Raw genomic sequence first — 14806 nt, 5'->3', positions numbered from 1 at the left:
GATTCGTTTCAGGATGAGGCTGATTGTTGAGAGGAAACCTGCCTGACTAAAGAGCAGGGCTTTCCTAACCGGAGGAAAAAGGTGCGCGTTCTCGCCATAGACACTGCTCTTGGAGCTTGTGCAGCCGGTGTTCTGGACACCGAGACTGGACAAATGCTGGCATCCGAAAGTCTTGAAATGGTTCGTGGACACGCTGAGGCGCTTTTGCCGCTGATTGACCGCGTTATGTCACAGGTTCAAGGTGGCTTTGAAAGCCTGAACCGCATTGCCGTAACAGTTGGGCCCGGTAGCTATACCGGTTTACGTGTCGGTATTTCAGCAGCACGTGCCATTGGCCTTGCCTCAAAACATCCGGTTGTTGGTGTGACCACGCTTTCTGCTTTGCTTGCCCCACTGATCAGCGCCCAGAATCGTGGAATTGTTGCAGCTGCCGTTGATGCCAGACATGGCCATCTTTATTTCCAGGCTGTCTCAGCAAGCGGGCGCCCAATTGTTGCGCCTTCTTTCATGAATACCCGCGATGCCATGCGTCAGATCGGTGCTGGACCTGCCATTCTGGTTGGTTCAGGTGCTCCGCTTCTTGCTGCGATCGCAGCCTCACAGGGTATTGAAATTCTCTCAGTTGACCCGATCGTGGCACCTGATATCGCCTGGGTTGCCCAGCTCGGCGCCATTGCCGATCCAGCACAGGCCATGCCCCGCCCGCTTTACCTCCGGAACCCGGATGCTCAACCACAGGACCATGCGAAACTAGCACGGCAATGACCCTGTCATCCAGATTTTCAAAACTGCTTCATCGCAATACGTCGCAAAACATACGTATTGAAGAGGTTCATTCCGAACAGGCAGAAACTATTGCAGAAATCCATGGAGCCTCATTCGTTCATGGCTGGTCAGAGAACGAATTTGAGCGCCTCCTGTCTGATAAAAACTGCTTCTGTGACGGCCTTTTTCTTGCCAAAGCAAAAAAACCCTCCGGTTTTATTCTGTCACGGAAAATTCTCGATGAAGCAGAAATTCTGACTGTTGCCATGTCTCCCGGCCTGCGGGGCCAGAAACTCTCGAGCCCCCTGCTCAAGAAGCATCTTGAGACACTGGCGCAGATTGGTGTTCGTATTGTCCACCTCGAAGTGGATGAAAACAATCTTGCAGCCATTAAACTCTATGAGAAAAAAGGGTTTGAAGTTACCGGACGCAGAAGAGGGTACTATGCCCAGCCAGATGGCAGCCGCACCACAGCCCTGACAATGAGTCTCACTCTTTGACATTATTTTTTCGAGAGCAAGAATAGACGAACAATGGTTACGGCGGTTATAACACCTCTAAACAGAGAGGCTAAACGTCGATGAGCACATCGCAGCAAGCATTAACACCTGTTACGCGTACACATATTCCGGGCAAGATTGAGCAGGCCTGCCGGGAAAAGGGATTACGTATGACGGGTCCACGGGTGACGATTGCGTCCATCCTCGATAGTGCTGATGATCACCCGGATGTTTTTGAACTTCACCGTCGCGCAGCTTTGATCGACGAGAAGATTTCCCTTTCAACCGTTTACAGAATTCTGCGTGTCCTGAACAAGGAAGGTATCATTGACCGGATAGACCTTAACGAAGGTCCAGCCCGCTATGAGCCGACAACAGAACAGCCACATGATCATCTGGTCAATCTGGACACCGGTGATTTCATTGAGTTCCGATCCAAGGAACTTGATAAGCTGTATAACAAGATTGCCCGAAAGCTCGGCTTCAAACTCGTTTCACATCGGCTTGAGCTGTATGCGACACCTCTTGATGGTGAAAGCAGCAACAATTGATGAATACCCTACGCGGCAGCCTTAAACTGATAGCAATTTTTCTTGTTATAATTATTGCTGCACCTTTCCAGATCATCTGCAGGTTCTTCAAGCTGAAGCCTGCAAGCATTATCCCGACAATCGTCCATCGCATAGCGCGGTATATTCTGGATATACGCATTCACACTGTTGGTGATGCACCCGGATCAACGCCAACACTGATTATCAGCAATCATGTCTCATGGCTTGATATTGTTGTCATCAGCTCGCTTCAGCCACTATCATTCATTGCAAAATCAGAAATCGCCAACTGGCCGATCTTTGGATTTCTCGCCAAAATGCAGAACTCCATTTTTATTGACCGTCAACGCAAACGGGCCACGGCCGAAACCAATAGTGAAATTGCCGATCGGTTAAGCAATGGTGATGCAATTGTACTGTTTGCAGAAGGGACAACCGGGGATGGTGTGCGCCTGTTGCCTTTCCGCTCATCGCTGATCGGGGCAGCACATGCCGCAATGCTGGATGATACCAAGAAACAGACAGCCCCACGTGTTCAAATCAAACCGCTCGCAATCTCTTATCAAAAGCGAAATGGTCTTCCTCTGACACGGCGGGATCGGCCCAAGATTGCCTGGTACGGCGATATGGATCTCGCTCCTCATCTGTGGGCCTTCCTGTGTGAAGGCAGCTTAGATGTCACTGTCTTCTGGGGAGATGCTATCCCTCTTGGTTCCGATTTTGATCGTAAAGCCATTACCAGTGATGTTGAGCGCACAATTCAGCAGGTATTAGGTGCGTAAATGCATATTGCGTCTGAAACCAAGCTTGCAGCTTGAATAGTTTTTCTTTTATCAGTCGCATTTTATACGATTTGCCGCTATTCATTCAGATAATTATCATTGATGCCGAACTAATAGGTCATGAGTACAGTGAAGAAAGCTTTCATCAAATCATACGGCTGTCAGATGAATGTCTATGATGCCGAGCGCATGACAGACATTCTCCAGGCCGAGGGTTATCAGGAAACATCCAGTCAGGAAGATGCTGACCTGATTATCCTGAACACCTGCCATATTCGCGAGAAAGCTGCCGACAAAGTGTATTCTGAACTTGGCCGCTTACGGACGATGAAGAATGAACGTGAGGCTGAAGGTAAAGACCTCAAGGTTGTTGTTGCCGGCTGTGTCGCGCAGGCTGAAGGTAAAGAGCTGACACGGCGCGCTCCTGCCGTGGACGTCGTTGTCGGCCCACAAAGCTACCATCACCTGCCAGAACTTCTGCGCCGGAAAAAAGGCGAACGTGTTGTTGAAACTGAGTTTGAAACTGAAGAAAAGTTCGAACAGCTTCCCGTCCCGCCAAGAGAACGTACCATTGCACGCGGCGTTTCAGCATTTCTGACAATTCAGGAAGGCTGCGACAAGTTCTGTACATTCTGCGTTGTGCCTTATACCCGCGGCGTCGAAATTTCCCGTCCTGTTGCGAAAATTCTCGAAGATGCCCACCGCCTGGCTGATGCCGGTGTACGTGAACTGACCCTGATCGGCCAGAACGTCAATGCCTATCACGGCGAAGATGGTAAAGGCGGCATTGTCTCCATGGGCAGGCTGCTGCACCTGATTGCAGCCGTCCCCGGCATTAAACGCATCCGTTATATGACAAGCCATCCACGCGATATGGATGATGATCTGTTCGAGGCACACAGGGATATTGACGCTGTGATGCCTTACCTCCACCTGCCAATACAATCCGGCTCAGACCGCATTCTTGATGCCATGAACCGCAAGCATACAGCAGCAGAATATTGCAAACTGATTGAGCGTATGCGCACCATTCGGCCTGATATTGCCCTGTCTTCTGACTTTATCGTCGGTTTTCCCGGTGAAACAGATGCTGAATTCAAAGAGACAATGAAACTTGTTGCGGATGTCGGCTTTGCCAGTTCCTTCTCATTTAAGTACAGCGCCCGGCCAGGTACACCGGCCGCAGAAATGGATGGACAGCTGTCAGAGGAACTGAAATCAGAGCGTCTGATCACACTTCAGCATCTGCTTGAAGAGCAGCGTCAGGATTTCAATTCAAAAATGATTGGCCGCACAATTGACGTGCTCATCGAAAAACCGGGTCGCCATGACGGCCAGATGGGCGGAAAATCTCCTTATCTGCAGGCGGTTCACTTCAACAGTACGCACCATCAGGTTGGCGATATCGTCCCTATTCGCATATTGGATAAGAGCACCAACTCCTTGTCAGGTGAAATTTTGTCATCAGATATAAAATAACGGCGTATATGTTGCGCAGCACCAGAGCCGGATCATACGTCTGCCTATCCGGCTCGAAACGGGAGAATGCCCTTGAGCCCAATGTCATCAGGCAACAAGAATTCACTCCAGAGAAACCCTTTTCAGGATGTATCCGAAGTCAGTCTGACATTCAGCGATAATCGCTTAGCAAGTCTCGTTTTTGGACATTATGACCAGAATCTCGCTCATCTGGAACAGCGTCTTGATATCAAGGCCAATGCCAATGGTAATCATGTTATTCTTCGCGGTGCTTCAGAGGCGATCAATAAAGCCCGCAGTGTTCTTGAAAGTCTTTATGACCGGGCCCGCCATATGACAGCTATTACACTTGGGGATGTTGATGGAGCCGTGCATGAAATAGAAGCACAGGGCTCTCTATTTCCATCCACCCGAAAGAAAGAGCCTGATGATCAGGCAGCTAATACCAGCGGGTTTGAACAGATTGTAACCCGCAAACGTGGTGCAATCCGCGCGCGGAATGCCGCCCAAAGTGCCTATATTCAGGCCCTTCGTGATAATGAACTGGTCTTTTCGGAAGGGCCAGCTGGTACAGGTAAGACATGGCTTGCTGTTGGTTTTGCTGTTTCTTTGCTGGAACAGGGCCTTGTTGAGCGTCTTATTCTCTCACGCCCTGCAGTAGAAGCAGGCGAGCGTCTGGGCTTCCTGCCCGGCGATATGCGTGAAAAAATCGACCCCTATCTGCGCCCGATCTACGATGCACTTTATGATTTCATGGAAGCGCGTCATGTCGAGCGTGGATTACAGGCTGGTGTTATCGAGGTTGCACCTCTTGCCTTCATGCGCGGCCGCACACTCAGCAATGCTGTCGTCCTGCTTGATGAAGCCCAGAACACGACTTCCATGCAGATGAAAATGTTCCTCACCCGTCTTGGTGAAGGATCACGTATGATCATCAATGGTGACCCGACCCAGATTGATTTGCCAGCCGGACAAAAATCCGGATTGATTGAAGCATCGCGTATTCTTGATGGTGTGGAAGGCATTGGCCATGTCACCTTCTCGGATCAGGATGTTGTCCGCCACGATCTTGTCCGCAAAATTGTCTCTGCCTATGACAAGGACGGGAAAGAGCAGCAATCCCGTCTCGAAAATACCGAACGTTATCTGGAAAGAAGCCGTACCCGTGATCGCACTTGATCTGTCCATAGAGACAGCCGAATGGAATACCCTTGGGGATATTGAAGCGCTGACCCTGAAAGCGGTCAGCGCTGCCTTTGAGGTGACGGGCGGCCCGCCGGAAAAACCTGTCTCCATCAGCTTTCTATTTGCAGATGACGCAACCATTCGCACGTTAAATGCCGATTGGCGGGATAAGGACAAAGCTACCAATGTGCTCTCCTTTCCGGCAGAACATCCACCTGGAATGCCGGGGCCGGAGCTTCTCGGTGATATCATCCTTGCTTTTGAAACATGTCAGCGTGAAGCTCAGGAAGAAGAAAAGAGCCTGATTAACCACGCCACCCATCTCATTATACACGGAACTTTGCATCTTCTGGGTTATGACCATATTGAAGAAGAAGAGGCTGTTGAGATGGAAAGCCTTGAAATAGAAGCCCTTGCCACCCTTGGCATAGATGATCCTTACAAGGATACTGAAATATCCGCTTGATCAGATGGCGATATTTTTGCAATGTTGCAGACCCGAACCGTAAGGTTTTTTAAATCAACGAGCTATGAACGAAGATCGAAGTCGTGACGAACCCTCCTCTCCTCAAGCCGAAGAGCCTGACGAGCGAGAGCATTGGTATAATCGTTTTATGCAGTATCTGCGCCTCAAAGGGCGCGAATCCATTCGCGATGAATTAGAGGACGCCTTGTCGGAAACGACAAGCGAAGATGACGGGTTTTCGCCTCAGGAAAAGGCGATGCTTAAGAATGTCCTCGGGTTCCACCGCATTCGCGTTGATGACCTGATGGTCCCGAGAGCCGATATTGTTGCTGTTTCAACTGACACAACTTTGGCCGAAATTTTCAGGCTGTTTCAGACGGCTGGTCATTCTCGCTTTCCCGTTTATGACGAGAATCTTGATGACCCTAAAGGAATGATCCATATCCGCGACTTCCTTGCCTTCCTTGGCGGTTACACTGTCAAAGAAGCTGTGGAAGAGGAAGACACTGATACCCTTGATCTGGGCAAGGTTGATCTGTCTGTGCCTCTGGGTGATGCAAAGATTTTACGGCCTGTCCTGTTCGTACCGCCATCCATGCCTGCTGTTGATCTTCTGGTCCGTATGCAGTCAACCCGTACCCATCTGGCACTGGTGATTGATGAGTACGGCGGAACAGATGGACTCGTTGCACTTGAAGATCTGGTTGAATCCGTTGTCGGAGATATCGAAGACGAGCACGATGATGTGCCATTGAGCATGATCACCACAAGCGGTAACGGCAGCTTTATTGCCGATGCCCGCGCCAGTCTCGAAGAGGTATCAGAGGCGATTAATTTCGATCTTGATAGCACTGAAGAAGCTGAAGACGTCGACACAATCGGTGGCTTTATCGTTACCCTTTCCGGCCGTGTTCCTTCCAGAGGCGAGTTAATTCCGGGCCCTGACCATCTTGAGTTTGAAATTCTTGATGCGGATCCTCGTCGTGTCAAACGCATCAGAATTTCACGCAGAGAGCCCGAACCAGAAGTATCAGAGACAGAAAGTCTGGATACGGAAACTAAGCACTAAGCGGGTTTTATGAAAAAAGCAGAGCGCCTTTTTAATCCCCTCAGCTGGGCCGGTCGACTGATGTTAGCCGTCTCGGGAGCATCAGGCGCTCTGGCTATGCAGCCATTTGCATTCTGGCTTGCTATCTTTACTTTACTGATGCCGCCAGTTCTCATGCTGGATCGGTTTTACCAGCAAAGCCAAAATCTTCCCAAAAAGCAGAAAATCAGACAGGCCGCACTCTTAGGCTGGTTCTGGGGATTTGGCTATTTTACAGCTGGCCTTTGGTGGCTTGGAAAAGCCTTTCTGGTTGAGGCTGACCAATTTGCATGGGCCATGCCTTTCGGCGTCATTGGTCTACCGGCTGTTCTGGCAATTTACACTGCACTGGCATTCGTTATTCTCAGCTTCATGTGGTCAACACATTGGTCACGTATTCTTGTTTTTACAGCGGTCATAACCTTATTCGAGTGGTTACGCGGCACTTTGCTGACAGGCTTCCCCTGGAATGTCATAGGGATGGCTTTAGGTAATCATCTCTATTTCATGCAGGCCGCCGCCTATATCGGACTTTATGGCCTGACACTCCTCACCATTTTCATCGGGTCGGCACCTGCAACTTTGTTGGATAAATCTGCCAGGCTCCTCACAAGTTGTTTTGCCCTTGTTGTTTTGGCAGGCCTTTCTGGTTTGGGGTATTCGCGTATTCCTGAGGAACCTCAACCAACATTTGTGAATGTCCGACTTCGGATTGTTCAGCCGAATATCCAGCAAGATGAGAACTTTAACTCATCAAATAGTGAAGCGATTCTCGAAAACTACATTGAGTTGAGCACGGAAGCTTTACCTGAGGAAAAGCCAACCCATTATATCTGGCCGGAATCTGCCTTCCCCTTTATCCTGCATCGCCAGATAGAGGCTCTGAACCGTATCGGCACCATGCTGTCGAAAAATGGAAATGCGTCGCTTATTACAGGTGCGGCACGAATGATCCCACCTCTACCGGGCGAGCAGGCTTACCAGTTCTTCAATGCCATCCAGACTGTCGATAGCAACGGCATTATCCGGGACACCTATGACAAATCTCATCTGGTTCCTTTCGGCGAATACGAACCTGCCTTCGCCAAAAGCCTCTTACGTATGACGGGTCTGAAACAGTTTGTCAGTATTCCGGGCGGTTTCACGCCCGCGGAAAAACGGGCTCCATTTTCTGTCAGTGGTTTACCGCCTGTTGCGGCAAATATCTGTTATGAAGCAATCTTTCCTGGAGAGATTCTCCCACAAAGTGGCGCACGTCCGGGTGTCATTATCAATGTTACAAATGATGCATGGTTTGGAGATAGCCCCGGCCCCTATCAGCATTTTGCACAAGCCCGCCTGCGTAGTGTGGAAGAAGGTTTGAGCCTTGTGCGAACAGCAAACTCCGGTATTTCAGGCGTGATTGATCCTTATGGGCGTATTCTGAAGATGACCAGACTCAATCATGTTGAGGTCCTTGATTCAGAGCTCCCCCTACCCCTTGAAGAACAAACCTTTTTCAACCGTCTTGGACAGATACCAACGCTGATAATAGGAATTTTCATTTTCCTGCTCGGCCTCTACTACCGCCGCAAAACAGCATAGAATCAATTCCCTTAGTTCAATCGAAATGTTCTCTTTTAAGAACGCGTTCGTCTTTTCATCTTGACCAGCAGTGCCGAAAAGTGGCATTGAGGTCAGCCAGAAGCCATGAGTGGCACTTGTTTTATCTTTTAAAGGAACTATCCCGTGCGGAGATCCAGCTATCTTTTCACCAGTGAATCTGTATCCGAAGGTCATCCGGACAAAGTCTGTGACCGGATTTCAGATACAGTTGTTGACGCTTATCTTGGCGCCATGCCAGAAGCCCGCGTCGCCTGTGAAACACTGGCAACGACAAACCGTCTTGTGATTGCTGGCGAGGTTCGCGGCCCTGATTCCATCACAAAGGACGATATCATTGGCATGGCCCGTGAAGCTGTCCGTGATATCGGCTACGAGCAGGAGGGTTTCCACTGGCGCACGGCTGATGTTGAAGTTCTCCTTCACGCCCAGTCCGCAGATATTGCACAGGGCGTTGACGCTGCTGGCAACAAGGACGAAGGCGCTGGTGACCAAGGTATCATGTTCGGTTATGCCTGCACGGAAACACCAGAGCTGATGCCAGCTCCAATTTACTATTCCCACCAAATCCTTGAAGTTCTTGCGGCTGCCCGTAAGAGCGGCAAAGACGGTGCTGGCGTTCTTGGCCCTGATGCCAAGAGTCAGGTCACTCTGCGTTATGAAAACGACAAGCCGGTTGCAGCAACCCAGATCGTTCTCTCCACACAGCACCTTGATGAAAAGCTCACGTCTGATGATATTTATAAGATTGTTGAGCCATTTATCCGCAATACTCTGCCAGCTGGCTGGGTCTCTGATGAAACCGTCTGGCACGTCAACCCAACCGGCAAGTTCGTCATTGGTGGCCCCGATGGTGACTGTGGCCTGACAGGTCGTAAGATCATCGTTGATACTTACGGTGGCGCAGCTCCTCACGGCGGTGGTGCTTTCTCTGGTAAAGACCCAACAAAGGTTGACCGTTCCGCAGCCTATGCTGCACGCTACCTCGCCAAGAACGTTGTTGCTGCTGGCCTTGCTTCCCGCTGCACACTTCAACTTTCTTACGCCATTGGTGTTGCAAAGCCTCTTTCCATCTATGCTGATCTGCATGGCACAGGCAATGTTGATGAAGGCAAGCTGGAGCAGGCTCTGCTTGAGATCATGGATCTGACACCACGTGGTATCCGCACACATCTTCAGCTGAACCGTCCAATCTACGCACGCACGGCTGCGTATGGTCACTTTGGCCGCAAGCCTCAGGATGATGGCGGTTTCTCTTGGGAACGTACTGATCTGGCAGCCACGCTGAAATCAGCGCTTGCCTAAAAATCAGATCATCTGATTTTGCATTTCACGCATTTTGCGTTATCGGAGCGGGAGCAATCCCGCTCTCTTTTATTCAGGCATAACTGTATCATGACCCAAGACCCAGACCGTAACCGAGCATTCTTTGGCCGTGTCAAAGGCAAAAAGCTGCGTAGCGGTCAGGAAGCCTCCATCAATGATCTCTTGCCCCAACTGCGTGTGAACCCGGAGCTTGGCCCAGACAAGATATTTGATCGGCCCATGAAAGAGCTCTGGATTGAAATCGGTTTTGGTGGTGGCGAGCATCTGGCGCATCGCGCCCGTGAAAACCCTGACGTCGGGATTATTGGCTGCGAGCCATTCATCAATGGTATGGCTAAGCTGCTGGTTGTGGTTGATAACGAAAAGCTCGACAATATTCGCGTCTGGGAGCGTGATGCAACAGAGCTTCTGCCACTGTTACCAGAGGCATCATTCCAGACCATTTATCTGCTTTATCCCGATCCATGGCCCAAACGCCCTCAAAGGAAGCGCCGCTTTATCTCTGACCAGACCCTTGAGATGATCGCCCGGCTTCTGGTCAAAGGTGGACAATTCCGCTTTGCAACCGACATTGATAATTATGCAGGCTGGGGGCTGGCCCGTATCATGCGCTCATCCCAGTTCCGCTGGACAGCCGAACGTCCAGACGACTGGCGCAAGCCATGGGCTAACTGGCCAGGTACGCGTTATGAAGCAAAAGCGATACGTGAAGGACGCGTTCCAAGCTATATGACCTTTGAACGCATATGATACCAACATTACATATGCAGAATAAGATCAATGTTTTTATTTGTACATCTCAATCATTGACAGAAATTCTTCAGCTCAATAGAGCCATTTATTGAAAAATACATATTACATATATGTATGATCTATTCATTATTAGAATAACAGGGGCCTAAAATGAGTCTTGCGCAGATTGTTGGTATCATTATCGGATGCGTCATTGGCGCTTGGATTATAAGTCGCCGGAAGAAGAAAAAGTAATAAAGGATTGCAAGGGCTCGTCTAAAGCCCAATTCTTTACCCTGCTAAGCGGAGAATAATATGAATTTTATTGATCTGATAGCATGGGATAAAGATGAAACAGGAAATGAAGTGGGAGCAAAAATTCCATGGAATGATCCTGATTTCAGCCATAGAATGCTTGAAAATCATCTGGCCCAAGAACATAACTGGGCCAGTCGACGAAAAGACATTATTTCCCAACATACAACTTGGATTTCATCACATCTACAACCGGCTTCCCATATTCTGGATATGGGTTGCGGGCCAGGATTGTATACTCATGCACTGGCAGAAGCAGGGCACTCTTGTGTTGGCGTGGATTTCTCACCAGCATCTATTGAGTATGCCCAAACAAAGGCACGAAATGATGGGTTAAATGCTGAATATATCCTAGGAGATATCCGGGACTATAAAAGCGACAAGATTTTTGACTGTATCATCATGACCTTCGGTGAATTCAACGTATTCACCAGACAGGATGCTCAGGGCATCCTGAAAAACTGTTCTGATATGCTTCGCGATGATGGTCTATTCATTCTCGAAGCTCATACATACGAAGCTGTTGAAGCTATCGGAGCGGCCTCGGCCACATGGCAAAGATATCAAAGCGGGTTATTTTCCACCAATCCACATCTGTGCCTGCAGGAAAATGTCTGGAATAGTGAGAATGCCAGTGCTCTTTCGAGATATTTTATCATTGATGCTTCAACTTCCAAGATACAGCACTATGCTTCTTTTATGCAGGCCTACACTCAGGAAGAGTACATAAGCCTTCTGAAAGAGGCAGATTTTTTCCCACAGCACATGCTGGTGGAAGAATGGCCTGCCGGAGATGAGTTCAATGGAAAGCTACAGGTTTTCCATTGCAGAAAAGGGAAGGAAAACCCATGAGAACACTCGGCCTGATCGGCGGTATGAGCTGGGAAAGTACGACAACCTATTATCGTCTGCTCAATGAAATGGTCCGGGAACGCCTTGGTCATTTGCACTCGGCTGAGCTTATTCTATGGTCGGTTGATTTTGAACGCATTGCCAGACTGCAGCATACCGGTCAGTGGGATGCGGCAGCGGAAGCCCTGATCACCATTGCCGGCCAGCTTGAAGAAGCAGGCGCAGAAGCTCTCATGATCTGCACAAACACAATGCACAAGCTGGCAGATATTATTGAGGCATCCCTCTCTATCCCACTAATCCATATTGCTGATGCAACAGGCGAAGCCATCAAAGCAGCCCAACTGAAACGACCGGCCCTTCTGGGTACCCGCTTTACGATGGAACAGGATTTCTACAAGGAGCGTCTGACTGAAAAATATGGAATTGAAGCCATCATTCCTGATGAAGCCGGGCGTCAGATCATTCATGAAATCATCTATGATGAACTTTGCAAGGGCCTTATCAAGGATACCTCCAAGGCCGCCTACCTGAAACAGATCGAGCTTCTCAGAAAGCAGGGTGCCGACAGCGTCATTCTCGGATGCACGGAAATCGGCCTTCTGATCAGCCAGAAGGATACAGATCTCCCGGTTTTCGACACAACCTCTCTTCATGCCGAAGCGGCCGTTAATTTCGCACTCTCCTGACGGGATAAACTTCTTGCCTTTTGGCGGGAAAGTAGCTATAAGACATCTATTAACTCTAGTTGCAGTGTTAGCTGCGGTTGTGAGAGTGGGTCCTCCGGTCCCGCTCTTTTTTATTACCTGATCCAATGTTGGGTCCGGTTATCTGGGTGGTCAATGACAGACTTGTCCGAAAAGCGCTTCTTTCAGGAAACCGGTGCTGCAGCACGTGTGGCTGCTATTATTGAACCGGCCATTGAAGACCTCGGCTTTCGTCTCGTACGCGTCAAAGTAAATGGTACCAACGGCTGTACGGTTCAGATCATGGCTGAACGGCCTGATGGCACCATGTCGGTTGACGACTGCGAAGAAGTTTCAAAAACAATCTCTCCGATCCTCGATGTCGAAGATCCGATTGAACGTGCCTACTATCTTGAGGTTTCCTCACCAGGCATTGATCGTCCTCTGGTTCGCCCGGGGGATTTTGATCGCTGGACGGGTCATGATGTCAAGATAGAGCTCGAACTGCCTCTTGATGGACGTAAACGTTTTCGCGGTTTCATTCGCGGGACCGAAGACGGCCTCGCCCTTGTCGAATTACCTGATGTGAAAGCCGACGAGGAAAGTCTTGCCAAAATTCCTATGACGTCCATCCGTGATGCCCATTTGGTGCTGACAGATGAACTGATCCGGGAATCGCTTCGCCGTGGTACTGCACCACAGCAGGTTGATGAGGATAGCCTCGTCGATATGCAGGAAGCACCGGACGAGAATAAAACCAGTCACTAATCTGCCAGTTATCTGGCAGGCTAGAACTTTAGAGCTTGGACCAAACAAGGAGTATTCCGATGGCCATCAGCGCCAACAGGCTTGAACTCTTGCAGATCGCAGATGCGGTCGCCCGTGAGAAGAACATCGACAAACAGATCGTGCTCAATGCTATGGCTGATGCCATCAGCAAGGCAGCCCGTTCGCGTTACGGCGCAGAAACGGATGTTCGCGCAGAAATTCACCCAAAGACCGGTGAACTGAAGCTTTCACGTCACCTACTGGTTGTTGAAGACGTTGAGAACGACGCACGCGAGCTGACACTTGAAGAAGCCCGCCGTCGTAATCCGGCTGCCCAGATTGGCGATAGCATCTCTGAAACTCTGCCTCCGTTTGACTTCGGCCGTATCGCCGCCCAGTCTGCCAAGCAGGTTATCGTCCAGAAAGTCCGTGACGCTGAGCGTGATCGCCAGTATCAGGAATTCAAGGATCGTATCGGTGAAATCATCAACGGTACCGTCAAGCGCGTCGAATATGGCAACGTTATTGTTGACCTTGGTCGCGGCGAAGCCGTTATCCGTCGTGATGAACTGATTCCTCGTGAAACATTCCGTCCGGGTGATCGCGTTCGCTCCTACCTGTTCGATGTTCGTCGCGAAGTCCGTGGGCCTCAGATTTTCCTGTCACGCACACATCCGCAGTTTATGACCAAGCTGTTCACAGCAGAGGTGCCGGAAATCTATGACGGTATCGTCGAGATCAAGGCTGTCGCCCGTGATCCCGGCTCCCGTGCCAAGATCGCCGTAACATCCCGCGATTCCTCAATTGATCCTGTCGGTGCCTGCGTTGGTATGCGTGGTTCCCGTGTTCAGGCAATTGTTCAGGAACTTCAGGGTGAAAAGATCGACATCATTCCATGGTCTGTCGATGATGCAACATTCATTGTTAACGCCTTGCAGCCTGCTGAAGTCGTCAAGGTTGTTCTCGACGAGGAATCTGAGCGCATCGAAGTGATTGTCCCTGATGATCAGCTGTCGCTGGCAATCGGCCGTCGTGGTCAGAACGTTCGTCTTGCCTCACAGCTGACAGGCTGGGACATCGACATTCTGACAGAAACCGACGAATCAGCCCGCCGTCAGAAAGAGTTTGCTGAACGTACAGAACTCTTCATGAAAGCCCTGAACGTCGATGAAGTTGTCGGCCAGCTTCTTGCTTCTGAAGGTTTCCGCAACGTTGAAGAAATCGCCTATGTCGATCCATCTGAGCTGACATCTATCGAAGGTTTTGATGGTGATATGGCTGGAGAAATCCAGTCCCGTTCACATGAGTACCTTTCCCGTGTTGAAGCTGAGCAGGAAGCTCGTCGTCTTGAACTTGGTGTTCAGGATGATCTGCGTGAAATCGACGGCATTACAACACCTATGCTCGTTGCTCTCGGTGAAAATGACATTAAGAACGTTGAAGATCTTGCCGGTTGTGCAACCGATGATCTGACCGGCTGGACTGAAGGCAAGGGCCCAGAAGCCGTTCACTACAAGGGCGCTCTGGAAGGCTTTGGTGTTTCCAAGGCTATTGCCGAGAACATGATCATGTCCGCTCGCCTCAAGGCTGGCTGGATTGATGCTCTTCCAGTTGCTGAAGAAGAGACAGAAGTTTCTGAAGAAGAAGCTTCCGAGAAGTGAGAATATTTGCACGGATAGCCTGCTCAAACAGGGTACCGTGCAATAAAAA

At 49.8% G+C, this 14806-nt stretch carries 15 protein-coding genes; all 15 read left to right on the top strand.

Features of this window, described 5'->3' with window-relative positions; all coding sequences use genetic code 11:
- The first annotated feature begins 81 nt into the window (after positions 1–81).
- Positions 82–765, top strand: a complete 684-nt coding sequence (gene tsaB, locus WJT86_RS01520; protein WP_346335728.1) for a tRNA (adenosine(37)-N6)-threonylcarbamoyltransferase complex dimerization subunit type 1 TsaB — start codon at positions 82–84, stop codon at positions 763–765.
- Positions 762–1265 carry a GNAT family N-acetyltransferase gene (locus WJT86_RS01515; protein WP_346335727.1) on the top strand — a complete coding sequence of 168 codons (504 nt, stop codon included), beginning with the start codon at positions 762–764 and terminating at the stop codon, positions 1263–1265. The genes tsaB and WJT86_RS01515 overlap by 4 nt, the downstream gene beginning before the upstream one ends.
- Before the next feature lie 80 nt (positions 1266–1345).
- Positions 1346–1816: a Fur family transcriptional regulator gene (locus tag WJT86_RS01510; protein WP_346335726.1), complete on the top strand. Its 471-nt coding sequence runs from the start codon at positions 1346–1348 to the stop codon at positions 1814–1816.
- The gene (locus tag WJT86_RS01505) at positions 1816–2598 is read left to right on the top strand and encodes a lysophospholipid acyltransferase family protein (RefSeq protein ID WP_346335725.1); all 783 of its coding nucleotides are present in this window, start codon (positions 1816–1818) and stop codon (positions 2596–2598) included. Before WJT86_RS01510 ends, WJT86_RS01505 begins: the two co-directional genes overlap by 1 nt.
- A gap of 129 nt (positions 2599–2727) precedes the next feature.
- Complete coding sequence (gene miaB / locus WJT86_RS01500; protein WP_346336270.1) at positions 2728–4077, top strand: tRNA (N6-isopentenyl adenosine(37)-C2)-methylthiotransferase MiaB; 1350 nt, start codon at positions 2728–2730, stop codon at positions 4075–4077.
- A 66-nt stretch (positions 4078–4143) separates the two neighbouring features.
- Positions 4144–5256 carry a PhoH family protein gene (locus tag WJT86_RS01495; protein WP_407066889.1) on the top strand — a complete coding sequence of 371 codons (1113 nt, stop codon included), beginning with the start codon at positions 4144–4146 and terminating at the stop codon, positions 5254–5256.
- Positions 5243–5728, top strand: a complete 486-nt coding sequence (gene ybeY / locus WJT86_RS01490) for an rRNA maturation RNase YbeY (RefSeq protein ID WP_407066888.1) — start codon at positions 5243–5245, stop codon at positions 5726–5728. The genes WJT86_RS01495 and ybeY overlap by 14 nt, the downstream gene beginning before the upstream one ends.
- Before the next feature lie 64 nt (positions 5729–5792).
- Positions 5793–6797 (top strand): hemolysin family protein, encoded by a 1005-nt coding sequence (locus tag WJT86_RS01485; RefSeq protein ID WP_346335724.1) that lies wholly within the window; start codon positions 5793–5795, stop codon positions 6795–6797.
- A gap of 9 nt (positions 6798–6806) precedes the next feature.
- Complete coding sequence (gene lnt / locus WJT86_RS01480) at positions 6807–8399, top strand: apolipoprotein N-acyltransferase (protein WP_346335723.1); 1593 nt, start codon at positions 6807–6809, stop codon at positions 8397–8399.
- Positions 8400–8543: 144 nt separating this feature from the next.
- The gene (gene metK / locus WJT86_RS01475; protein WP_346335722.1) at positions 8544–9722 is read left to right on the top strand and encodes a methionine adenosyltransferase; all 1179 of its coding nucleotides are present in this window, start codon (positions 8544–8546) and stop codon (positions 9720–9722) included.
- Positions 9723–9812: 90 nt separating this feature from the next.
- Positions 9813–10493, top strand: a complete 681-nt coding sequence (trmB, locus tag WJT86_RS01470; RefSeq protein ID WP_346335721.1) for a tRNA (guanine(46)-N(7))-methyltransferase TrmB — start codon at positions 9813–9815, stop codon at positions 10491–10493.
- 297 nt (positions 10494–10790) lie between these two features.
- Positions 10791–11642: a class I SAM-dependent methyltransferase gene (locus tag WJT86_RS01465; RefSeq protein WP_346335720.1), complete on the top strand. Its 852-nt coding sequence runs from the start codon at positions 10791–10793 to the stop codon at positions 11640–11642.
- Complete coding sequence (locus WJT86_RS01460) at positions 11639–12331, top strand: aspartate/glutamate racemase family protein (protein WP_346335719.1); 693 nt, start codon at positions 11639–11641, stop codon at positions 12329–12331. Before WJT86_RS01465 ends, WJT86_RS01460 begins: the two co-directional genes overlap by 4 nt.
- A 153-nt stretch (positions 12332–12484) precedes the next feature.
- Positions 12485–13096, top strand: a complete 612-nt coding sequence (gene rimP / locus WJT86_RS01455) for a ribosome maturation factor RimP (RefSeq protein WP_346335718.1) — start codon at positions 12485–12487, stop codon at positions 13094–13096.
- Positions 13097–13155: 59 nt separating this feature from the next.
- Positions 13156–14757, top strand: coding sequence for a transcription termination factor NusA (nusA, locus tag WJT86_RS01450; protein ID WP_346335717.1), 1602 nt, complete (start codon positions 13156–13158; stop codon positions 14755–14757).
- Positions 14758–14806 lie beyond the last annotated feature (49 nt).

Source organism: Hohaiivirga grylli (assembly GCF_039655745.1).
GTDB classification, from domain to species: Bacteria; Pseudomonadota; Alphaproteobacteria; order Rhizobiales; family Beijerinckiaceae; genus Hohaiivirga; species Hohaiivirga grylli.
This window is presented reverse-complemented; position numbering and strand designations above follow the sequence as displayed.